The following is a 21,568-nucleotide window of genomic DNA, read 5'->3' on the forward strand; positions in this document are numbered from 1 at the left end:
TTAGCTCGCGACTATTTAGGCTTCCAGTCTTACAACACCGGGGTGCCTACGGCACCCTTCGCCGAAGTGTCGGACCAACGCTAAATCGCCCTCCCACAATTAGCTTCTAGCCTGATAACTGCAACCGTGGGAGGCAGCTTTAGCTCGCGACCATTTAGGCTTCTAGCCTGATGAAGCTAAGGAGTGCCTTCGGCACCCTTCGCCGAAGTGTCGGACCAACGCTAAAGCGCCCTCCCACAAAAAATAGCTAATAATATTAAGTATCACCTTCTTCTTCATCGTCGGCGATATCGCGACCAAACGAGCGCCACTGGGCCAGGGTCATGACTTCGGTCATTTCCAGCTCCAGGTCGTGGGCGATGATCAGCTCATTGCGCTCTAGCTGCTTTTTCAACTGAACTACCCAGCCGTGCATGCCCTCGCCCGTCGTATCGGTGGTGTCGTAACCCTGACGAGTCACGAACGCCTCCAACAGGGCGTTTAGCGTTTCTGGCGGTAGCATTCTTGCGGGGACTTCAATAAAGCGGCTCATTAGCGTTGCTCCCACTCGGCCAAACGTTCAATAAAGGTGGCTTCGTCGATGACATCTACGCCCATCTGTTCTGCTTTGGTGAGCTTGCTGCCCGCCGCTTCGCCGGCGACCAGGCAGCTGGTTTTTTTCGACACGCTGCCCGCTACCTTGGCGCCCAGAGCCTGAAGCCGCGCCTTGCCTTCATCCCGGGTCATGCTTTCCAGCGAGCCGGTGAGCACCCAGGTCTGCCCTTCCAGCGGCGTGGGGCCTTGGGTCACTTCCGCTTCTTGCCAGGTAACCCCGGCGTCAATCAGCGCAACAATGGTTTCCTGGTTGTGCGGCTGGCGGAAGAACGTATGCACATGGGCCGCCACAATCGGGCCGACATCGTTGACCGCTTCAAGCGCCTCGCGTTCTGCGTTTTGAATAGCCTCAAGGGTGCCAAAGTGATTAGCAAGATTCGCCGCCGTGGCTTCGCCCACTTCGCGAATACCCAGCGAATAAATAAACCGCGCCAGTGTCGTTGATTTAGATTTTTCGAGGGAGTTGACCAGGTTAGTCGCCGATTTCTCGCCCATACGCGGCAGGCTTTGTAGCTGCTCTACGCTTAGGTGAAACAGCGCTGCAGGCGTTTCTACCCAGCCTAAATCAACCAGCTGCACAATCAGCTTTTCGCCCAGGCCGTCAATATCCAGCGCTTTGCGGCTGGCGAAGTGCTTGAGCGCCTCTTTGCGCTGGGCGGCACAGTACAATCCACCCGAGCAGCGCGCCACCGCTTCGCCTTCAATGCGCTCGATATCCGAACCGCAGACCGGGCAGTGTTCGGGAAATATGATCGCCTTTGCATCAGCGGGCCGCTGCTCAACGTGCACGCTTACCACTTGGGGAATCACATCACCGGCCCGGCGAATCGAGACTGTATCGCCGATCATCACGTCTAAGCGGGCAATCTCATCAGCGTTGTGCAGCGTGGCATTGGAAACCGTCACGCCCGCCACGGTGACTGGCTCAAGCCGCGCCACTGGGGTGATTGCCCCGGTGCGGCCGACCTGAAACTCCACATCGTTAAGCGTAGTGACTTCTTCCTGCGCCGGAAACTTGAACGCCACCGCCCAGCGCGGCGCACGGGCAACAAAGCCTAGCTCACGCTGGTGGCGCAGGTCGTTGACCTTGATCACCACGCCATCGATATCGAAACCTAAACCGTCACGCTTCTCACCCAGTTGCTCACAGTAGTCGGCGACTGCCTGGGGGCCTTTGATCACCTTTAGCTCTGAACTGGCGCGAAAGCCAAGCGTGGCTAACCGCGCCATTAGTTCGCTGTGGCTGGTGTCACCGAGATCCGGTTCCAGGCGCGCCGCCTGGTAAGCGTGGAATTCCAATGGCCGTTTGGCCGTAATTCGCGGGTCGAGTTGGCGCAGGCTGCCCGCCGCCGCATTACGCGGGTTGGCAAATACCTTGCTGCCCGCTTCCCGGGCGCGTTCGTTCAGCGCTTCAAAGCCTGCATGGCGCATAATCACTTCGCCGCGGACTTCCAGCAGAGCGGGCACGTTGCTATCCCGCAGCTTTAACGGTACCGAGCGCAGCGTGCGCAGGTTTGAGGTAATGCCTTCGCCGGTGCGGCCATCGCCTCGGGTCGCCCCGCTAACGAGTACGCCTTGTTCGTAGACCAGCGAGACGGCTGCGCCATCCAATTTGGGTTCGCAGGTAAACTCAACGTCGTCTGCGGTGCATTCAAGGCGCTCGGCGACTCGCTCGGCAAAGGCGTGGATATCCTCACGGCTAAAGGCGTTATCCAGCGACAGCATGGGGATCGCATGGGCTACCGAGGGGAAGCCTTCCGCGGGGGCAGCCCCCACGCGCTGGGTCGGTGAATCGGGGGTAATCAATTCTGGGTGTTCGGTCTCCAACTCCTGTAAGCGCTGAAATTGACGGTCATAGTCAGCATCCGTGAGCGTCGGGTCGTCCAGCACGTAGTAACGGTAGTTGGCCTCGTCCAGGGTGGCGCGCAGTTGGGTAATCTCTTCCAGGGGTTGAGCGTCAGACTTAGTCATTAGCAGGGGTTCCAGACTCGCCGCAGCGAAAGCGCAAAAAAATTGGAAATACAAAAGGTGCTGCGTATTGAACAGAAACACCCGCCTTCTGGCAAGAAGGCGGGTGTGACACAGCAAGTGCTGCTCTAGAGATTAATGAACGACGATTAGCGCGCCTGCAATTGGCGATGCAGGCGATGGCGGCGCTCAAACTCACGCACCCGCTGACGGGCGAATTCGATGGTTTGCGCGGTCATCACGCTATGGTTTTCGTCTTTCAGCTCGCCGCCCATGTGGCGAACCACCACCATGGCGGTTTCTACCATCGCCTCAAACGCTACTGAACTATCAACCGCACCGGGCAGCGGCATCAACAGCGTGACACCTGGCGTGGTAAATTCATCCATCTCTTCAATGGGGAAAGTACCCGGCTTGACCACATTAACCATTGAGAACTGCAGTTCGCTGTCCTCGCTCTCGGTTTCAAAACGGTGGAACACGCCCATCGCACGGCTGTAGCGCAAACCGCATACCATCATCAGATCAAGCAGCTTGGTGCCGTCGAAACCTTCGGGGTCTCTGGAGAGCACGCTAATTACCACGACTTCGTCGGCATTGGTCAGCGTTTCTTTGGCGTGTTCACCGTTGACATCGTGGCGTAAAGCTTTTTCTAACGTTGGGTGTACGCGGACGCTTTCGCCACTACTCTCATCAGTTTCCAGGCTGTCAGCGCCATAGTCACTAAGATAATCATCACTGGCATCAACGTTAGCGCTGCGGCTTTCTTCGGCATATTCGGCAGAACGCTGCTCGGCGGCGAGTCGCTCTGCTGCGGCCGCATTGGCTGCCGCCTCGCGGGCCTCTGCCTGCTCTTGCGCGAGACGTGCACGCTCGGCGTCAGCGGCTTCTTTGGCTTCACGCCGCTGCTCAGCTTCCAGTGCTTTGCGCTCGGCTTTCTGCTTGGCCAGGGCTTCATCGCGAATGGCTTTCTCGGCTTTCTTGCGCTGTTTCTCTTTACGCCGCGCAATCAGACGACGTTTCAGTGAGCGCCCCATACCCTCAAAATCAACCAGCCGATATTCATCGACTTCATCATCGTCTAATTCATCGTGGTCGCCCGCTGTGTCGGGACGTAATTGGCGTCGCTTAGCCCCATGGTCACTCGCCGCGTGCTTGGCAAACACGGCATCGTCAGGCTCGGCGCGCAGCACAGGCTCTTGCTGTTCATGCGAAGGCTGTTCATCTGATGACTGCTCATGCGAGGACTGGGCCGGTGCTTCCGCTGCCTCAGGCGTCATTGGGGCATTGGTTTCAGGCGTGGTTTCAGTAGGCAGAGGCTGCTCGGTTTGTGGCGAAGAGAAAGAGATACTCGGCTCGCGACGCTCATGTTCACTCACCGGCGATGGTTGATGATCGGCTGATGCGACTGGGTCACTTGCGGCATCGCGGGTAGCCGCGCTAGTAACAGTAGGCTCGGCATCAACCCGCTGCTGCGGTGTTGCCGTGTGAGATTGAGACCTTCTGGCTACCGCATCGGCTTTTTCCGCTTTGTCCGCTTTGCGTTTGGCCGACTTCGCCGACGCTGAGCGCCTAAACTCAGCCAGCACACTGGAGGGCCCAGGGTGCTCTTGGCGTTCTAATTTTGGCTTATTGCCTAAACCGCTGTAATCGGCAGGCTTAACCACCCGAGCGCCACCGTTCGGCAGCTCCCAATTGATTTCCGCTGCCTTGGCCGCTTCTTCGGGATCCTCAAACTGACTGTCAGGAAAATCCCTGTCCGCCTGATCCAAGCGGGGTACACGTCGCTGTCGTTGAAGTCTTCGCACACCGTCGATAACGATGAGCGATACCAACGCCAGCCCTAAAATAATTAACCACTCTCTTAGTTCCATGTTGAACGTTCCATGGTCGTCTTGCCGGTTGCTAAGGCACGGTGTCTAAAAATTATGCCTGAATGTGGATAACGGTAACGGCTATTGAACAAATAACAACCATCAGCATAGCGCGGTTGCTAGGAAAATGGCTAGTTTTCGCCGTATTTAACGCGATTTTCACACTTTGGCAAAATGCCGACACTGTTAAAAGCAAAAAATTCGCCTTAATCGACCAGCGCTGCCGCTTCTTCGATACCCACCGAAACTAAACGCGAAACGCCGGGCTCTTGCATGGTAACCCCCATTAAGCGTTCGGCGGCTTCCATGGCAATCTTGTTGTGGGTGATATAGATAAACTGCACGTTCTCCGACATCTCTTTTACCAACCTGGCGTAACGGCCCACATTGGCATCGTCCAGTGGCGCATCCACTTCATCCAGCATACAAAACGGCGCAGGATTAAGCTGAAAGATAGCAAATACCAGCGACAGCGCGGTAAGCGCTTTTTCACCGCCCGAGAGCAGGTGAATGGTGCTGTTCTTTTTACCCGGCGGGCGGGCCATGATTGCCACGCCGGTTTCCAGCAGATCATCGCCAGTCAGCGTTAGCCATGCCGCACCGCCGCCGAACACGCGGGGGAACAGGGCTTGCAGCCCGGCATTCACTTGGTCAAAGGTTTCCCTGAAGCGCACGCGGGTTTCTTGGTCGATACGCTTAATCGCCCGCTCAAGGGTTTCCAGCGCTTCGGTTAACTCGGCGTGCTGGGCTTCTAAATAGTTACGCCGCTCGGCCTGCTGATCGTACTCTTCAATCGCCGCCAGGTTGATCGCGCCCAAGCGGCGAATTTTATCCGTGGTGCTTTCCAGACGCTCCTGCCAACTAGCCTCAGTGGCCTCGCTGGGCAGCTGCTCGGCGAGGGTTTCGACGTTGTGCCCCAGCTCTTCCAGCTGTTCGTCTTGAGTAGCCGCTTTTAGCGCCAGCGCCTGAGCGTCCATACGCCGCTGTTGCAGCTGCTCGCGGCTTTGCTCCAGATTGCGTTCGTGCTGCTGGCGGGCAAGCTCATCATTGCGCAGCTGTTCTGCCAGCGCCTGGGCCTGTTGGCGAGTCGCGTTTAAGCGCCCTTCCTGCTGTTCGCGCTGGTGCAACAGCTCTTCCAGCTCTTCCCCCGCCAACTCATCGGGTTCGAGCAGCATTTCTCGCGATTCTTCCAGCTCGGCAATACGCAGCGACAAGCGTTCTTCACTGCCGCTTGAACGCGCCTGCTGGGAGCGCAGGCTATCGCGTTCAGCGGTTAAGCGTTCGCGCTCGAGTGCCAGCGCCTGCTGCTGCGCTTTAAGCGGAGACAGCTGCTGAGTCAGCTGGTCACGCTGTTCGCGACGCTGGCTACGCTTTTCAGCGGTTGTTTCCCGTGCTTGGGCCGCGCTTTCCAATTGCTCCATTGCCGCATGCCAACGGGCACGCTGCTCATCAATAGTGAGTGCCAACTCCGCTTCGTCTTCCTGGAGCTGGGCAAGCTCGTCATCGAGTTCCGTCGCGCGGCTTTCCAGGTGTTCCAAACGCTGGGCTAGGCTGCGCTCCTTAACGGCTAGCTGCTGCAGATTAGCGGCGTGGCTGCGCTCCTGTTCGGCCTGTTGCTCGCGGGCCTGCTCGAGCGTTTCAATCGCCTCGCTGGCGGCTTCACACTGCGCTTCTGTCAGCGCCAGCGCGTCCTCTTCGCTTGCACGCTGGGCGATGAGTTCGGCGTAGCGACGGCGCGTTAGCAGTAGCCCATCGACACCTTCGCCGTTGGCCTGCTGGTGCAGCCAGCCACGGCCCAGCCAAACCCCATCCTGGCTCACCACGCTTTCACCGGGCGCTAACTGCGCTACCTGCTGCTCGGCCTCTGCAGCAGTTTGCGTATAGTGAATGCTTGCTAACCATTCACCCAGCGCACCGGCGCCGTTGACCAACTGATCCAAACGCTGCCCTGGCGAGGAGGCTGTCGGCGGCGTTTGATCAATCAAACACCAGTCGGTGGCCAGCGCTTCAGGCAGGGCGGCTAATTGGTGACGAGCAACAAGACGCGCATTGAGCCACGGCGCCAGCAGCCAGGAAACCAGCGTTTCCCAGCCGGGCTCTACCTGCAGCACTTCACCCAGCTGGGGGGCATCCGCCAGGCCATGCGCTTCCAGGGCCGTGCCAATCGCAGGATCATGATCCGCCAGGGCGGCATCCATCAGCGCTTTCAGCGACGCCAATTCCCCCTGGCGCTGGCTGAGCTCCGCGCGCTGCTGATCGCGCGCCTGAGTCGCCTGCTGGTAGGCCGCCTTGGCATCGCTGTAGCGCTGCTGCCACTGATCGCGCTGAGTTTGGAAACCTTCCGCCTGCTCCTCTGCCGCCGTTAACTGCGCTTGGCACACGGCATGCTCTTCGCGCAGCGCGGTAAGGTCAGCGACCTCGCTGCGCTGCTGGCGGCGGCGCTGGTTCTCCGCCTGAAGGCGCGCAATACGTTGCTCCAGGTCGCGCAACTGATCCTGGCTACGCTCCGCATCGCGGCTGGCATCCCGCCAGCGCGTTTCGGCATCGGTCCACTGTTGCTCGGCGGCTTCCAGCGCGGGGGACGCATCGGCCAACGCCTGCTCAAGGTTTTCAAGCTGCTCCTCTAACGCTTCGTGCTCGGGGAGTAGATCATCAAAGCGCTCGTCAATCGCGGCTAGGCGCGCCTGGTCGCCTTCGCTGACACGGCGCTGCTCGTCCAATTCACGCCGGGCGGTGGCGATGTCGCTAGCCAGCTGGGTTTCACGGCTGCGCCGATGGGCCTGATCCTGCTCTAAACGCGCGATGCGCGTCGTGGTTTCAAAGAACTGCTGCTGATGACGGTCAAGCACCTCAGACAATTCGTCGTGCTGCTCCCGGGCCTGTTCCAGGCGGGTTTCGCACTGGCGAACGCCGAAGACATCTTTTTCAACCGCTATTTCCAGTTCGCGGACGCGGCTCTCCTGGTGCGACTGCTCGGCGCGCAAAGTGCGCCCGCGCAATAGCGCCAGCTCGCCCTTGAGCCGATACTCCTGCTCTTTTAGGTCCTGATAGCGCCGGGCGGCTTCGGCCTGACGTTTAAGACGCTCCAGCTGTTTATCCAGCTCCTCGCGAATATCGTCCAGACGCTCCAGGTTCTCCTGAGTGCGCCGCATGCGGTTTTCGGTTTCCCGGCGGCGCTCTTTGTACTTGGAGATACCCGCGGCTTCTTCCAGGGTCGAGCGCAGGTCGTCGGGGCGGGCCTCGATCAGCCGCGAAATCATGCCCTGGCCGATAATGGCATAGGAGCGCGGGCCCAGGCCGGTACCCATAAACAGATCGGCGATATCCCGGCGACGGCACTTTTGGCCGTTAAAGAAGTAGTTTGACTGCCCGTCGCGGGTAACTAAACGCCTAACCACGATTTCGGCATATTGGGCATAAACACCGCCCATGCTGCCATCGCGATTGTCGAATTTGAGCTCTATGGAAGCTTGGCTGATCGGTTTGCGGCCGGTGGAGCCGTTAAAAATAACGTCGGCCATGGATTCGCCGCGCAGGGTTTTGGCGGAGGACTCGCCCATCACCCAGCGCACGGCGTCAATAATATTGGATTTACCGCAGCCGTTGGGGCCCACGATGGCGGTCATATTGCCATCGAAGGGCACCGTCACGGGATCGACAAAGGACTTAAACCCGACTAAGCGAATCGACGTTAAGCGCATACCGAGGCGGCGTTCCCGTTGTGATTATTCAAAGACACGGTTAATCACCACGTCGGCGGCGCTATCTTGCTCAATCGGCCCGACGCTGACGCCGTCAAGGTCGCCAAACAGGTCGCCGGGCTGGGGAGTGGCTTGACCAGAAGGAGAAACACGTACCACGATGCGCGCTTCCTGCACCTGGGAGATTTGCGCCTGGGGCGACATGGCCACGCTGTTGTCCAACACCACGGTCATTGGCAGCTCGGATACCTGCGTCCGAACCACGGCCAGGGGCGGCAGTTCTCCCTCGATATCGCGGGCGGTAATAAACACCGTGTCGTCGCCGTCAACACGCCCAGCGAGGTCTTCGTCCAGCGCAACGCGCACGCGGATACCGCTGCTCTCGGCGGCTTCTACAGCGGCCTTTTCGGGTTCAATGCCCAGGCGCTCCTGGGCCACGCGAATACCGTCGCGCAGCGAAGCCGCCGTGTCTGGGTTTTCAATATTGGCCACGGCGCGCCGCCAACGATCAATGGCTTGTTCATAATCGCCATTATCGAAGGCGTGAATGCCCAACATCCCTAATACCGTTGGCTGACGCGGGTCCTTCTCTAGCGTCTCATCGACTAACGCCTGTACCTCGTCGGTTAACTCACGCTCGGCCATAAAGAAACGAAGTTGCGCCAGCTGGGCGAGCAGGGGAGGAATACGGCCCTCGATAGCGATCAGGCGCTCGAGGGCATCCACCGCCTGATCCATTTGCCCCGTCTCGCGATAAAGCGGAAACAAGGAACTCCACACATTAGGGTTATCCGGCTGGCGCTCGGCCTGCTCTTCCATACGCTCGATATACATGGCAAGCGACCCGTTAGGGTCGTTGCGCACCTCTTGCTGTACCGCTAGCAGCGTCAGATCGCCTTCGGCGCCCTCCTGCTGGTACCAAAGTACGCTGATCACCACCACGGCGACCATCACCACCGGCACCACAAACCGCCCGGCGCCGGCCGACTTGAGCGGACGCCGGGCGGTCACTGCGGTGTCCTCCAGCAGGCTGCGCTCCAGCTCCAGGCGGTCTTCATCAAACCGGCCAGCGTCGATCTCACCGCGCTCTCTAGCCGCCTCTAGCGATGCCAAACGACGCTGGAAAATCGCCACGTTCTGCTCGGCAGAGGTGTCGTTGGCTTCAAAGTGGTACTGCTGGTCGTGCAGCTTACGTGCGTTCCTTAACGGCGAGGCCAACAGCCAGAGTGCAGGTAGCAGCAGTACGGCAATCGCAATCCAGAGCAGCGTCATGAAGACCCCTTACGGTTAATCAGCGCATCAATGCGCTGGCGCTCTTCCGCGCTCAACGCTTTAGCAGAGGCATGGCGGCGGGCGCGAACCATCAGCACGACGATAACGGCACCTAGCAATACCAGCGCAAAGGGCAGCCCCCAAAGCAGATAGGTGCGGCTCTCTAAACGCGGGTTGTAGAGGATGTATTCGCCGAACCGCTGGACCATGTGGTTAATAATTTCGGTGTCCGAACGGCCGTCTTCCAGCAAACGGTAAACCCGCTCGCGCATATCCGCCGAGATAGGCGCATCGGAATCGTTGATGGCTTGATTTTCACACAGCGGGCAGCGCATGGAGGCGGTTAAATCGTGATAGCGCTTCTCCTTCACCGGGTCGTCAAACTCACGCAGTTCAATACCCGCTGCTACGGCGCCTGACGCCATGGCTAGCAGCGTTAGCGCTAGGATTAAGCGAATCAGCGCCATTTTTCCACCTCCGGCAAAATTCGTTCGCGCACGTCTTGAGGCGAGACATAGCCTTTATGGTGATAGCGAATCACCCCATCGGCATCGACCAGAAAGGTTTCCGGGGCCCCGTAAACACCCAGATCAAAGCCCAGATCGCCTTCTGGATCAAAAATATTGGTTTCAAACGGGTCGCCAAACTCGCTAAGAAACGCCAAGCCTTTCTCACGGGTGTCGCGGTAGTTAACCCCCACCATGCGTATCCCGTGGTCAGCCAGTTCCAGCAGCTGGGGCATTTCCTGCTTGCATGCCGGGCACCATTCGCCCCAGACGTTTACCAGGGTCACTTCGCCTGCGAGCAGCGACTGATCAACGCGCTGAGTTTCATCGCGCAGCGTGGTGGCTTCAAAGGGGGGAAATTCGCGCGCCATCAGCGCAGAATCACGCTGAGAGGGGTCCAGCGCCAACCCCTGATAAAAGAACAGCGCCAGCCCCAAAAAACACACCGGCAGGAGTAGCAATAATAACCGTCGCTTCATACCGCCACCTCCCCTGCCGTCTCGCGATTGGCCGCCACCTTCGGTGCCTCACGGGTTACCGCGGCGCGCCGGTAGCGCTTGTCGAGTACGGCGAGCACGCCACCTGTCGCCATTAGCAGGGCACCCAGCCACAGCCAGCGCACAAACGGCTTGTATTGAACGCGCATCGCCCAGCTGCCATCGCCCAGGTCTTCGCCCATGGCCACGTAAAGGTCACGGAACAGGCCCGGCCGCAGAGCCACTTGGTTCATGGGCATTCTGGTGGCCAGGTAAAGGCGCTTTTCGGGCCGCATGGTAAAGCTGCGACCTGAATCGCCGCGCTGCACCTGTAGAATCGACGTATCCGCCAGGAAGTTGGCCCCGCGGCGTTCGACCAGCCCGGTCATGGTGAACTGATACCCCGCCACTTCGACCGTGGTGCCCGGCGACATGCGCACGTTGCGCTCAATGTTGTAGTTAGACACGACCGTCACGCCGACAATGGTAACCGCAACGCCTACGTGACCCAGCACCATGCCCCAATAAGCCAGCGATAGCTTGCGGACACCGGCCAAAAACGAGCTAGCATGACGGGTTTTATCCACCACATCGCGCACCATCGGCAATACAATCCAGAGCGCCGACACAATGCCGAGCGATACCCAAAGATTCCATTCGCCGCGATACAAAAGCGGCATCAATATACCCAGCACCAGCGCGGCAACGCCTGCCAGCCACAGTTTGCGGACGAGGTCGCGCACCGCCATGCCTTTCCAGCGGGCCACGGAACCGAGCCCCATAAACATGCACATCATGACGGTGAGCGGTACAAACAGGGCATTAAAGTAAGGCGGACCCACGCTGATTTTCCCCATGCCCAGCGAATCCAAAATCAGCGGGTAAACGGTCCCCAGCAGCACGGTGACGGTCATGATCACCAGGAAAATGTTATTGACCAGCAGCAGCGCATCCCGGGAAAGCCAGTTAAAACCCACCTTATGACTCACCCGTGGGGCGCGCAGGGCAAATACCAGCAGCGACAACGTCACCGTAATGGCCAGTAGCATCAGAATAAAGAAACCGCGGGCGGGGTCATTGGCAAACGCATGCACCGAGGTCAGCACCCCGGAACGCACCAGGAAGGTGCCCATCAGCGACAGCGAGAAGGTCGAAATCGCCAGCAGCACGGTCCAGCTTTTAAACGAGCCACGCTTCTCGGTCACCGCCAGCGAGTGCACCAGCGCGGTGCCCGTCAGCCAGGGCAGGAGTGACGCGTTTTCAACCGGGTCCCAGAACCACCAGCCGCCCCAGCCAAGCTCGTAATAGGCCCACCAGCTGCCCAGCGCAATGCCCACGGTGAGAAACGCCCAGGCCAGGTTGGTCCATGGCCGCGCCCAGCGGGTCCAGGCGGCGTCCAAGCGCCCGCCCATCAGCGCCGCAATCGCAAACGCAAAGACCACGGAAAAGCCCACATAGCCCATATAGAGCATTGGCGGATGCACCACTAACCCGAAGTCTTGCAGCAACGGGTTAAGGTCGGCGCCATCCTGGGGCATATCGGGCAGCAGCCGTTCGAAGGGATTGGAGGTGACCAAAATGAACAGTAAAAAGCCTACGCAAATCATGCCCATCACGCCCATTACCCGGGCAACCATATCCCGCGGCAGGTTACCGGTGAACAGGCTAGCCACGAAGCCCCAGCCCGCCAGCATAAAGCTCCACAGCAGCACCGAGCCTTCATGGTTGCCCCACACGGCACTGAACTTGTAGTACCAGGGCAGTAGCGAGTTGGAGTTATTGGCCACGTTCGCCACGCTAAAGTCATCCAGCATGTAGCTGGCAGTCAAACAGGCGTAGGCAATGGCTACAAACACAAATTGCCCCGCCGCCATGGGCTGGCCGTAAGCCATCCATAGCGGGCGCCGAGTCGCCGCTCCGGCCAGCGGCATCACCGCCTGTACTGCCGCCATCAACAGCGCAATAATCAGGGCGAAGTGGCCAATTTCAGGGATTAGTTTAGTAAGCATGGGTGCTCCGCATAAGGCTTTATTGCCAACCCTGGGGGGACGAGAACTAGTATTCGTTTGCCTGGGGCACGCCTTTTTCATCAAGGCGCTGGCCTACTTCGGCAGCTTTGGCCTGGTAGTCGGCAGGCGAATAGCCCGCTTCTTCCAATGCCTGAGCGACTTCAGGGGGCATGTAGTTCTCGTCGTGGCGGGCGAGTACTTTATCGGCATACAGGCGGCCGTCGGCCTGAAGCTCACCGACCACCACCACGCCTTGGCCTTCCCGGAACAGGTCGGGCAAAATCCCGCTGTAATAGACCTCCAGATCGTCGACGTAATCGGTGACGGTAAATTCGACGTCCAGGCTTTCTTTATCACGCGACACCGAGCCCGCTTTCACCATACCGCCCGCGCGAATTTGCCGTTCTATGGGCGCATCGCCCTGAGCGATCTGTACCGGGCTAAAAAACAAATTGATGTTGGCACGCAGCGCGTAAAGCGTCAGCCCCACGGCAATCGCCGCTAGCGACACCAGGCCCAAAATAACAAACAGTTTCTGTTTACGTTTAGGTGTCATTGGGCATTCCCTCTCGAGCTGTTTTCGCGTCTTACGCGACGTTTCAAGCTTTTGAGCAGTTGTCGCTGCTCTGCGCGCGCATGCCAAACGCTAGCCAGCAGCAGCAGCGCCGTCACGCCCCAAGCAGACCACACGTAAGGGGCATGCCCGCCCATGGCGATAAATTCGGAAAATGAGTCAAATGCCATTAGCGAGCCTCCTCTACCTGGTCTTTGACCAGATCCTGTACCCAGCGCTTGTTAGCTTCACGGCGCAGAATCTCGCTACGCGTACGCATCAGCGTTAAGGCAATAAAAAAGCTGTAAAAACCCAACACCATCATCACCAACGGCAGCCACATCTCAGTAGGCATCGCAGGCCGCGACGTTAAGGTAAAAGACGCCGGCTGGTGCAAGGTATACCACCAGTTCACGGAGTACTTGATGATGGGAATATTAATCACCCCCACCATGGCCAGCACCGAAGCGGCCCGCGACGCGCTATCGCGGCTGGTGAACGCGCCGCGTAGGGCAATGACCCCCAAATACAGAAACAGCAGGATCAGCATTGAGGTGAGACGCGCATCCCACATCCACCACGTGCCCCAAGTAGGCACACCCCACACGGCGCCGGAGAACAGCGCCACAAAGGTCATGGCGGCGCCCAGAGGCGCCATCACCGCCGCTGCCATATCGGCGACTTTAATTTTCCAGACCATAAATACCAGGCCGGATACCGCCATGGCGATAAAAATCGACTGGGCCAAAAAGGCCGCTGGCACATGGACGTAAATAATCCGGAAGCTATTACCCTGTTGGTAATCCGCCGGGGCAAACGCCAGGCCCCACAGCGACCCGGTGACGATCAATAGCGCCGCCGCGACCCAAAACCAGGGCTGTAGCTTGGCACTAATGCCATAGAACCACTTGGGTGATCCCAGTTTGTGTATAAAGGCCCACATAGCGAGTCCTATCCTTTAACCGTTAATACTGATGCGCAGCGATGCGGCAATCGCCCACGGCGCCAACATCAGCGAGGCCGCGAGTAGCGCGCCCAAAATAGCCAAATGTGCGCCGACACCATCGCCCAATATGGCCGCCTGAACCGCCCCCGCGCCAAAAATGAGGACCGGGATGTAAAGCGGCAGGACTAGCAGTGAAAGCAGCACCCCGCCCCGGGCCAGACCGACGGTTAACGCCGCGCCAATCGCGCCAATCAAACTCAAGCTGGCCGTGCCCAGCGCCAATGACAGCGCCAGTACGCCGTAACTGCCTGCCGGCAAGGCGAGCATAATACCCAATATTGGCGCCATCAGCGCCAGCGGAAGGCCTGTCAGCAGCCAGTGCACGGCCACTTTGGCCAAACTCAGCGCGGCTAACGGCTGCGGCGCCAGCAGCAGCTGCTCAAGACTGCCGTCGTCATAATCACTGCGAAACAGGCTGTCCAACGACAGCAGTGCGGCTAGCAGCGCCGCCACCCACAGCAAGCCCGGCGCAATCACCGCTAACAGCTCAGGATCAGGCGAAATGGCGATCGGAAACAGGGTGATCACCAGGGCAAAAAACACCAGCGGGTTGAGCACTTCGCCACGGCGTCTCAGCAACAGCGTTAAGTCGCGCACGAGCGTGGCCTTCACTGCGATCAGCAAGCCACCTTTGTATTCGCGCAGTGGCACTGCGGAAATCTGTTGGCTGATGTCTGAACGGTGTGAAGAACCCTGTTCTGAAGGACCCTGTTGTGAAGAGCTATGTAAAGAGCTGTGCAACCCTGTCTCCTTCTACCCCAGCGCGATATGCCTTAGCAGCGGGGATGCGGTTAACGCATGGTGTGTCGTTACTAGCACGCAGCCGCCCGCCTTAGCATGGTCAACCAACTGCTTTTCAAGGGCAGCCACGCCATGGCGGTCAATCGCGGTGAAGGGTTCATCCAATACCCAGAGGGCGCGCGGGGTAAGCTTCAGTCGCGCCAGCGCCACCCGCCGTTGCTGTCCTGCTGAAAGCTGCCCCGCTGGCACCTCTTCAAAGCCTGCCAGACCTACGCTTTCAAGTGCATCCAGGCACTGCTCTTCGCTGTCTTTGTCATTACTACTCGTACCACTGAGCGCTTGGTACCAAGCTAAATTCTCTAAGGGAGATAAGCCTGTTTTAATACCTGGGGCATGGCCTAAATAGAGCAAATTTGCCAGGAAATGTTCACGCACATCTTTCATTGCAGCGCCATTCCAGAACAGCTCGCCCTGATAGTCGCTGAGCTGCCCGGAGAGAATTTTCAGCAGGCTGGTTTTACCGCTGCCATTGGGCCCTTCAATACGGACGATTTCACCGCTGCGAATGTCGAGGTCGAGCCCCTGGAAAAGCCAGCGGTCATCACGTTCACAGGCCAGCTGTCGGGCTTGTAGACACAGGCTCAAGAGACTCTCCAGGCACGTTGATTTCGCGTCGAACTCTACACGGAAAGCCACTTTCTCGCTACTCAGACGATGCGACGGTGGGTCGCAGCGTGACCTACATCAACAGGCGTTAAAAAATTATCGGTAGCACTGTATGCAATAACAGGTCTATACTCAAAACCACTGTATGAAAGAACATACAATGGAGCTTTCCCCATGACATTATCGATGAACGCAGCTACCGCTTCACTCAACCGCGGGCAACCAGCTATGCGCCCCTACGCAATGACGCCCAGTGTGACACGGCGCAATACCTATGCGCTAAAAGTACGTGGCAACCGGATGAGCGATTGCAACTTATTCGATGGCGATGTCATTATTATTCGGCGCTATCAGCACGATACCCAAACCGAAACCGCCGTTGCCGAGATTAATCAGCAAACAATCGCCTTGAAGCAGCTTTCTATCAGCCGCTTTGGCGTGGAACTCTGGCCAGAAGATACCCTTCAACCAGCGCTATTTTTGCACAATCAGGATATTCAGGTACTCGGTATGGTAATGGGTGTTGAACCACATCCAAGCGCTTATCTGAAAAGTGAGCGTACCTTCACGGAGCATTAATGCGCTATCGGGTTCCTGACCTGCCCCCTGCGTCATGGCATACGGCTGACATCGAAGTAGACAAGAGCCAATTTATTACCTGGCTGTGCCACGCCTGCGATGTCGGCGCGTTCACTGCCATGCTGAATGCTGCGAAAGCCGCCCACCCCAATGCCAGCCACCACTGCACTGCCTATATCGCCGGACCGCCCGGCGAGCAAACGTCGATTGGCTTTTCTGATGACGGCGAGCCTGGCGGCACTGCTGGCCGACCCATGTATCAGGTACTCCAGGGCAGCCAACTAGGCCATGTCGGCTGTGTGGTGATTCGTTATTTTGGCGGCACCAAGCTCGGCACCGGCGGCTTGGCACGCGCCTATGCACAAGCGGTCAGTCATGCACTGGAGACACTACCTACCCGAGAAGTCGTTGAGCGCGACAGCTTTACACTGCGGCTCAGCTTTGCCAACGAAGCGATCGCCCGCGCCTGGTGCGAAGAGCACACCATCCCCATCGAGCAAGCCGACTATGATGGCGACGGCGTGCGCCTAACCATTGGCTGGCCCCGAGACTGCGCGTTCGACCTTGCTCCCTTGGAAAACCGCTTAAAGAGCCCTATTGAGATTCTGGCAGCACCAAAGCCCTGAACGCAGCGGCGCTAGTGAGATTCTGGCAGCACCAAAGCCCTGAACGCAGCGGCGCTAGTAAAACAGTTAACCCAGGTACTTAATCATTACCCCGGCGGCGACCGCCGAGCCAATCACCCCCGCTACGTTGGGGCCCATGGCGTGCATCAGCAGGAAGTTATGGGGGTTGGACTCAAGCCCCACCTTGTTAGCCACTCGCGCGGCCATGGGCACTGCGGAAACCCCCGCCGCACCGATCAATGGATTGATGGGCATTTTGCTCACTAGGTTCATCAGCTTGGCCATTAACACCCCGGCGCTGGTGCCGATCCCAAACGCCACAATCCCCAAGCCTAATATCCCCAGCGTCTCCAACGTCAGGAAACTCCCGGCCATTAGCTTGGAGCCTACAGAGAGACCCAGGATAATCGTCACAATGTTGATCAGTGAGTTCTGCGCGGTGTCCGACAAGCGTTCGACCACGCCGCACTCGCGCATCAGGTTACCGAAGCAGAACATGCCCAGCAGCGGCGCCGCATCAGGCAGAAACAGCGCCACCAGAATCAGCAGCATCAGCGGGAAGATGATCTTTTCCAGCTTGGACACCGGCCGCAGCTGGGTCATCTTGATTTGACGCTCTTTCTGGGTGGTCAACAAACGCATAATGGGCGGCTGGATCAGCGGCACCAGCGCCATATAGGCGTAGGCGGCCACGGCAATTGCCCCCAGCAACTCCGGCGCCAGCACGCTGGCAACGTAAATTGAGGTTGGGCCATCCGCGCCGCCGATAATACCGATGGCGGCGGCCTGATCAAGCGAGAAGTCCATTAGCCCCATTGAGCTTAGCGCCACCGCACCAAACAGCGTGGCAAAAATGCCAAACTGGGCGGCAGCCCCTAAAAACAGCGTGCGTGGGTTGGCCAGCAGCGGGCCAAAGTCGGTCATGGCGCCCACGCCCATAAAGATAAGCAGCGGGGCCACGCCCGAACCAATGGCGACGGTGTAAAAACTGTAGAGCATGCCGTCGCTGTAGCCGACGCCCACCGCGATATCGCGTGCGGCGCGGACCTGATCCGGCGCAGCGCCGCCGTGAGCAATAGCTTTCAATGACTCACGCCAAGCGTCGGCACCGCTTGACGGGTCGAGAGTGGCCCCCAACGCTGCCGCCATTGGCTGCAGCACTGCTGGTTTGGCCACCTCAATCGCTTGATCTAATGCCGAAAGCGCCAGCCCGGCCTCAGGTATATTGGCAAGAATGCCGCCAAAACCAATCGGCACCAGCAGCAGCGGCTCAAACTTTTTGTAGATTGCCAGGTAGAGCAGCAGCAGCCCCACCAGGATCATGACTAGCTGGCCAAGCTCAAGGTTATACAGCCCAGAGCCTTCCCATAGTGTTGCTAAATTATCCATTGGATGCCCTTAGAGCTCGATCAGCGTATCGCCCACGGCTACGCTGTCGCCCTCGCTAACGTTGACCTTCGAGACAGTGCCGGCGCTGCTGGCGCGCACTTCGGTTTCCATTTTCATCGCTTCAAGGATGATCACTACATCCCCGTCAGCGACTTGCTCACCGGGGCGCACGTTCACCTTAAAAATGTTGCCGGCCAGAGGCGCGTCGATGCTTTCCCCGCTAGGTGCTGGCGCTTCCTGGCTGGATGAGGCTGCTGCTGGTGCTGCGCCGCCTGTCGCCTGCTCCTGTACCTCGCCCAGCTCACCCCCTTCAGAAACTTCCACCACGAAGGCTTTACCGTTGAGCTTAACGGTATAGGTTTCCGGGCCGCTGCTGGCAACGGGCGCGTTGCTCTCCACCTTGGCAGGGGGCTTTTCAGCGCTTGCTTCAGCGGCCTGGGGAACCGGCTCAAAGGCATCGGGATTATCGCGGTTTTTAAGAAATTTCAAACCAATTTGCGGAAACAGCGCGTAGGTCAACACGTCATCGACTTCGCGCTCGCCCTCTGCCAAGCGAATGCCTTCAGCGCTGGCTTTGTCTTTGAGCTCGGCGGCCAGCCTATCCATCTCGGGGGTAAGATTGTCCGCCGGGCGGCAGGTAATCGGCTCGCCGCCTTCTAACACGCGCTTTTGCAGCTCGGCGTTAAAGGGCGCGGGCGCGGCGCCGTATTCCCCTTTGAGCAACGCCTGGACCTCCTTGGAGATCGACTTGTAGCGCTCGCCCATCATCACGTTCATCACCGCCTGGGTGCCGACAATTTGCGAGGTGGGCGTGACCAATGGAATAAAGCCCAGGTCTTCGCGCACCCGGGGAATCTCGCTTAGCACGTCGTCGAGCTTATCGCCCGCGCCCTGTTCTTTAAGCTGGCTTTCCATATTGGTCAGCATGCCGCCCGGCACCTGGGCAATCAGAATACGCGAATCAATACCGCGCAACGAGCCTTCAAAGGCCCCGTACTTCTTACGTACTTCGCGGAAGTAACCGGCAATATCTTCCAGCAGCTCAAGATCCAGACCGGTATCGCGGTCGGTGTCTTTCAGCATCGCCACCACGGACTCGGTGGGGCTGTGGCCATAGGTCATCGACATCGACGAAATTGAGGTATCGACGTTATCGATGCCCGCTTCTACCGCCTTCAAGATGGTCGAAGTGGAGAGGCCGGTGGTGGCGTGGCAGTGTAGGTGCACCGGAATCGACAGCTCTTTTTTGAGCCGGGTGACCAGGTCAAACGCCGTGTAGGGGGTCAGCAGCCCCGCCATATCCTTAATAGCCAGCGAATCCGCACCCAAACCAGCAATCGTTTTGGCGAGATCAACCCAGCTATCCAGAGTATGCACCGGGCTTACCGTGTAGGAAATCGTGCCTTGGGCATGACCTTCTACGTTACGCACGGCCTGAATGGCGCGTTCAAGATTACGCGGGTCATTCATCGCATCGAAAACGCGAAAGACGTCAACGCCGTTGATTTTGGCCCGCTCAACGAACTTGTCCACCACGTCGTCGGCGTAGTGGCGGTAACCCAGTAGGTTCTGGCCACGTAGCAGCATGGCCTGGGGGGTATTGGGCATGGCTTCTTTCAGCGCACGAATACGCTCCCACGGGTCTTCACCCAGGTAACGGATACAGGCGTCGTAGGTAGCGCCGCCCCAGGTTTCCAGCGACCAGTAGCCGACGCGATCCAGCTTTTCGGCAATCGGCAGCATATCGTCAAACCGCATACGCGTGGCAAACAGCGATTGGTGGGCATCGCGCAGCACGACATCGGTAATGCCTAAGGGACGTTTTATTGCGTTCATGGTCTTAGCTCACCGTAAATAATTATAAGTTTGTAGTAAAAATAACAAAAAAATAGCCATTAGATGGCTGAAATAGAAAAAAATTAAGAAAGTTAACGACGTCGTGTCGTTCGATAACGATGCACTGCGGCACTGATCACCGCCATCACCTCGTCATCCTGAGAGGAGGCAGCGGCGGGTTTATGCGTGTTTTTATCCGTGCTTACCGCAGCGGGAACCGGCTGAAAGCGGCCGATCAGCTTGGACATTAGCGTGACGCTAACAACTAAAACAGTAAGAAAAACAAACACAAACCCCATACCGAGCGCCATTAACGCTAACCCGTCTTGCAACAGCCCTGGATCTTCCATACGGCGCTCTCCTTGGTTCATACGTATCGCTTATACACGCCTTATTACGCCTACTATATTGAAAGGCGCTTGGCGCAGTGAAGGGAATCCACTAACCTGCCACACCCAGAATAAAATGCAATGGCGCGATAGTGGAAGTCATGGTTGTTAATTTACTACAAAACGGCAGAATCGGCCTAGCTCCCATGGAGGGGGTGATCGACGCGCTGACGCGCGATCTATTGACCCGCCATGCGGGGTTCGACTGGACGGTCACGGAGTTTGTGCGCGTTGTCGATGCTCGCCTGCCACCCCGCGTGTTTTATAAACACTGCCCGGAGCTAGCGCTCCCCCAGGTGGCAACGCCGAGCGGTATTCCCGTGCATTTACAGCTGCTCGGCGCTGACCCAGCCGCGCTGGCGGCTAACGCACGCCAAGCGCTTAGTCTGGGCGCGGTGAGCGTCGACCTTAATTTTGGCTGCCCAGCCAAAATGGTCAACCGCCACGACGGCGGCGCCTCGCTGCTACGCCAGCCCGACCGCGTTTATCAGGCGGTTAAGGCCGTTCATGAGGCGTTAGATGGCGAAATCCCGGTGACCGCCAAAATTCGTCTGGGCTTCGCTAATCGCCGCTTGGCGGTTGCTTGCGCCCAGGCCACCGAAGCGGGCGGCGCCGCCCAGCTGGTGGTGCATGCACGCACCCGCGACGAAGGCTACCGCCCACCGGCGCACTGGGAGTGGATCGGCAAAATTCGCCGTCACGTCAGCATCCCGGTAGTGGCTAATGGCGATATCTGGACGCTGGAAGATTACTGGAAGGCCCGTACGCTTTCGGGGTGCCGCGATGTAATGCTAGGGCGCAGCGCGCTGGCAGACCCCTGGCTGGCGCCGCGCATTCGCCACTGGCTGCAAACCGGCGAGCGGCTACCCGCAAGCAGCTGGGCAATGCGCGCCAGCGTACTCAAGGAGTACGCCGCCCGACAGCGCCAGCAGCTGCCTGACCGCGTGGTGGTATCGTTGGTAAAGCAGTGGCTTGCGCAAATGCGCCAAGGCAGCGATGAAGCCTATGAAAACTTTCAACGCGTTAAGCGCCTCACCGAGCTAGACCCACTGCTCGACAGCCTGGTGGCCGAGGAGGCGCACGGCACTGGCTTAGCGCCCTCACCTCAAGCGCATAATACTCACTCTCTCGCATAGCCAAAAAAAAAACGCCCTACCGCAAAGCGGGGGGCGTTAAACACGATCACATGACCGGGGCGCGAGCTACTGCCGGTCAAGCCAGAAACAGGTGATCAAGCTAGAAGCAAGCGATCAGGCTGGAAACAGAAAACCCGCCTTCAATAAGAAGGCGGGTTTTGGATTCTGGTGCGCCCGGGAGGATTCGAACCTCCGACCCCCTGATTCGTAGTCAGGTACTCTATCCAGCTGAGCTACGGGCGCATAA

At 58.5% G+C, this 21,568-nt stretch carries 19 protein-coding genes and 1 tRNA gene; 3 read left to right on the forward strand and 17 right to left on the reverse strand.

All coding sequences use genetic code 11. The features are described 5' to 3' along the window. Nucleotides 1–256: 256 nt before the first annotated feature. From HVA01_RS13470 to ccmA, 13 genes are all read right to left on the reverse strand, one after another. Nucleotides 257–532 (reverse strand): YheU family protein, encoded by a 276-nt coding sequence (locus HVA01_RS13470; RefSeq protein ID WP_146875934.1) that lies wholly within the window; start codon nt 530–532, stop codon nt 257–259. Further along, nucleotides 532–2,565 carry an NAD-dependent DNA ligase LigA gene (ligA, locus tag HVA01_RS13475; RefSeq protein ID WP_146875935.1) on the reverse strand — a complete coding sequence of 678 codons (2,034 nt, stop codon included), beginning with the start codon at nt 2,563–2,565 and terminating at the stop codon, nt 532–534. The genes HVA01_RS13470 and ligA overlap by 1 nt, the downstream gene beginning before the upstream one ends. Nucleotides 2,566–2,711: 146 nt before the next feature. Beyond that, complete coding sequence (zipA, locus tag HVA01_RS13480) at nt 2,712–4,436, reverse strand: cell division protein ZipA (RefSeq protein WP_146875936.1); 1,725 nt, start codon at nt 4,434–4,436, stop codon at nt 2,712–2,714. Nucleotides 4,437–4,642: 206 nt separating this feature from the next. Further along, entirely contained in the window at nt 4,643–8,137 is a 3,495-nt protein-coding gene (gene smc / locus HVA01_RS13485; protein WP_146875937.1) for a chromosome segregation protein SMC, read from the reverse strand. A 24-nt stretch (nt 8,138–8,161) separates the two neighbouring features. Then, nucleotides 8,162–9,409 carry a c-type cytochrome biogenesis protein CcmI gene (gene ccmI / locus HVA01_RS13490; protein ID WP_146875938.1) on the reverse strand — a complete coding sequence of 416 codons (1,248 nt, stop codon included), beginning with the start codon at nt 9,407–9,409 and terminating at the stop codon, nt 8,162–8,164. After that, entirely contained in the window at nt 9,406–9,876 is a 471-nt protein-coding gene (locus HVA01_RS13495; protein ID WP_146875939.1) for a cytochrome c-type biogenesis protein, read from the reverse strand. Before HVA01_RS13495 ends, ccmI begins: the two co-directional genes overlap by 4 nt. Then, nucleotides 9,867–10,394: a DsbE family thiol:disulfide interchange protein gene (locus HVA01_RS13500; protein WP_146875940.1), complete on the reverse strand. Its 528-nt coding sequence runs from the start codon at nt 10,392–10,394 to the stop codon at nt 9,867–9,869. Before HVA01_RS13500 ends, HVA01_RS13495 begins: the two co-directional genes overlap by 10 nt. Continuing rightward, on the reverse strand, nt 10,391–12,400 hold the full coding sequence (locus tag HVA01_RS13505) for a heme lyase CcmF/NrfE family subunit (protein ID WP_146875941.1): 2,010 nt from the start codon (nt 12,398–12,400) through the stop codon (nt 10,391–10,393). Before HVA01_RS13505 ends, HVA01_RS13500 begins: the two co-directional genes overlap by 4 nt. A gap of 46 nt (nt 12,401–12,446) precedes the next feature. Next, nucleotides 12,447–12,956: a cytochrome c maturation protein CcmE gene (ccmE, locus tag HVA01_RS13510; protein WP_146875942.1), complete on the reverse strand. Its 510-nt coding sequence runs from the start codon at nt 12,954–12,956 to the stop codon at nt 12,447–12,449. Further along, complete coding sequence (gene ccmD, locus HVA01_RS13515; protein WP_146875943.1) at nt 12,953–13,144, reverse strand: heme exporter protein CcmD; 192 nt, start codon at nt 13,142–13,144, stop codon at nt 12,953–12,955. Before ccmD ends, ccmE begins: the two co-directional genes overlap by 4 nt. Next, nucleotides 13,144–13,896 (reverse strand): heme ABC transporter permease, encoded by a 753-nt coding sequence (locus HVA01_RS13520; protein ID WP_146875944.1) that lies wholly within the window; start codon nt 13,894–13,896, stop codon nt 13,144–13,146. The genes ccmD and HVA01_RS13520 overlap by 1 nt, the downstream gene beginning before the upstream one ends. Nucleotides 13,897–13,911: 15 nt before the next feature. Further along, on the reverse strand, nt 13,912–14,631 hold the full coding sequence (gene ccmB / locus HVA01_RS13525) for a heme exporter protein CcmB (protein WP_146875951.1): 720 nt from the start codon (nt 14,629–14,631) through the stop codon (nt 13,912–13,914). Between the two features lie 81 nt (nt 14,632–14,712). Then, nucleotides 14,713–15,345, reverse strand: coding sequence for a cytochrome c biogenesis heme-transporting ATPase CcmA (gene ccmA, locus HVA01_RS13530; RefSeq protein ID WP_146875945.1), 633 nt, complete (start codon nt 15,343–15,345; stop codon nt 14,713–14,715). A 195-nt stretch (nt 15,346–15,540) separates the two neighbouring features. On the opposite strand from ccmA, the gene HVA01_RS13535 reads away from it, so the two are divergent. After that, nucleotides 15,541–15,945, forward strand: coding sequence for a LexA family protein (locus tag HVA01_RS13535; RefSeq protein ID WP_246129633.1), 405 nt, complete (start codon nt 15,541–15,543; stop codon nt 15,943–15,945). Beyond that, the gene (locus tag HVA01_RS13540; RefSeq protein WP_146875946.1) at nt 15,945–16,571 is read left to right on the forward strand and encodes an IMPACT family protein; all 627 of its coding nucleotides are present in this window, start codon (nt 15,945–15,947) and stop codon (nt 16,569–16,571) included. Before HVA01_RS13535 ends, HVA01_RS13540 begins: the two co-directional genes overlap by 1 nt. 66 nt (nt 16,572–16,637) lie before the next feature. Here HVA01_RS13540 and HVA01_RS13545 read toward each other — a convergent pair whose 3' ends face one another. The 3 genes from HVA01_RS13545 to HVA01_RS13555 all read right to left on the reverse strand — a co-directional run bounded on the left by HVA01_RS13545 (nt 16,638) and on the right by HVA01_RS13555 (nt 20,146). After that, a complete protein-coding gene (locus HVA01_RS13545; RefSeq protein ID WP_146875947.1) occupies nt 16,638–17,960 on the reverse strand; it encodes a sodium ion-translocating decarboxylase subunit beta in 1,323 nt (440 codons plus the stop codon). 9 nt (nt 17,961–17,969) lie between these two features. Continuing rightward, nucleotides 17,970–19,796, reverse strand: coding sequence for a sodium-extruding oxaloacetate decarboxylase subunit alpha (gene oadA, locus HVA01_RS13550; RefSeq protein ID WP_146875948.1), 1,827 nt, complete (start codon nt 19,794–19,796; stop codon nt 17,970–17,972). A gap of 92 nt (nt 19,797–19,888) precedes the next feature. Then, on the reverse strand, nt 19,889–20,146 hold the full coding sequence (locus HVA01_RS13555) for an OadG family protein (protein ID WP_146875949.1): 258 nt from the start codon (nt 20,144–20,146) through the stop codon (nt 19,889–19,891). Between the two features lie 140 nt (nt 20,147–20,286). Here HVA01_RS13555 and HVA01_RS13560 point away from each other — a divergent pair, with 140 nt between their 5' ends. Then, nucleotides 20,287–21,321 (forward strand): tRNA dihydrouridine synthase, encoded by a 1,035-nt coding sequence (locus HVA01_RS13560; protein WP_146875950.1) that lies wholly within the window; start codon nt 20,287–20,289, stop codon nt 21,319–21,321. 166 nt (nt 21,322–21,487) lie between these two features. On the opposite strand, the gene HVA01_RS13565 is transcribed toward HVA01_RS13560, so the two are convergent. Next, a tRNA-Arg gene (locus HVA01_RS13565) sits at nt 21,488–21,564 on the reverse strand. Nucleotides 21,565–21,568: the final 4 nt, after the last annotated feature.

Source organism: Halovibrio variabilis, assembly GCF_007991175.1.
GTDB lineage: Bacteria > Pseudomonadota > Gammaproteobacteria > Pseudomonadales > Halomonadaceae > Vreelandella > Vreelandella variabilis.

Excerpts from the sequence above, each read along its gene's own strand:
- HVA01_RS13470 (WP_146875934.1), bottom strand. The coding sequence starts at position 532 with ATGAGCCGCTTTATTGAAGTCCCCGCAAGAATGCTACCGCCAGAAACG.
- ligA (WP_146875935.1), bottom strand. The coding sequence starts at position 2,565 with ATGACTAAGTCTGACGCTCAACCCCTGGAAGAGATTACCCAACTGCGC.
- zipA (WP_146875936.1), bottom strand. The coding sequence starts at position 4,436 with ATGGAACTAAGAGAGTGGTTAATTATTTTAGGGCTGGCGTTGGTATCG.
- smc (WP_146875937.1), bottom strand. The coding sequence starts at position 8,137 with ATGCGCTTAACGTCGATTCGCTTAGTCGGGTTTAAGTCCTTTGTCGAT.
- ccmI (WP_146875938.1), bottom strand. The coding sequence starts at position 9,409 with ATGACGCTGCTCTGGATTGCGATTGCCGTACTGCTGCTACCTGCACTC.
- HVA01_RS13495 (WP_146875939.1), bottom strand. The coding sequence starts at position 9,876 with ATGGCGCTGATTCGCTTAATCCTAGCGCTAACGCTGCTAGCCATGGCG.
- HVA01_RS13500 (WP_146875940.1), bottom strand. The coding sequence starts at position 10,394 with ATGAAGCGACGGTTATTATTGCTACTCCTGCCGGTGTGTTTTTTGGGG.
- HVA01_RS13505 (WP_146875941.1), bottom strand. The coding sequence starts at position 12,400 with ATGCTTACTAAACTAATCCCTGAAATTGGCCACTTCGCCCTGATTATT.
- ccmE (WP_146875942.1), bottom strand. The coding sequence starts at position 12,956 with ATGACACCTAAACGTAAACAGAAACTGTTTGTTATTTTGGGCCTGGTG.
- ccmD (WP_146875943.1), bottom strand. The coding sequence starts at position 13,144 with ATGGCATTTGACTCATTTTCCGAATTTATCGCCATGGGCGGGCATGCC.
- HVA01_RS13520 (WP_146875944.1), bottom strand. The coding sequence starts at position 13,896 with ATGTGGGCCTTTATACACAAACTGGGATCACCCAAGTGGTTCTATGGC.
- HVA01_RS13535 (WP_246129633.1), top strand. The coding sequence starts at position 15,541 with ATGACATTATCGATGAACGCAGCTACCGCTTCACTCAACCGCGGGCAA.
- HVA01_RS13540 (WP_146875946.1), top strand. The coding sequence starts at position 15,945 with ATGCGCTATCGGGTTCCTGACCTGCCCCCTGCGTCATGGCATACGGCT.
- HVA01_RS13545 (WP_146875947.1), bottom strand. The coding sequence starts at position 17,960 with ATGGATAATTTAGCAACACTATGGGAAGGCTCTGGGCTGTATAACCTT.
- oadA (WP_146875948.1), bottom strand. The coding sequence starts at position 19,796 with ATGAACGCAATAAAACGTCCCTTAGGCATTACCGATGTCGTGCTGCGC.
- HVA01_RS13555 (WP_146875949.1), bottom strand. The coding sequence starts at position 20,146 with ATGGAAGATCCAGGGCTGTTGCAAGACGGGTTAGCGTTAATGGCGCTC.
- HVA01_RS13560 (WP_146875950.1), top strand. The coding sequence starts at position 20,287 with ATGGTTGTTAATTTACTACAAAACGGCAGAATCGGCCTAGCTCCCATG.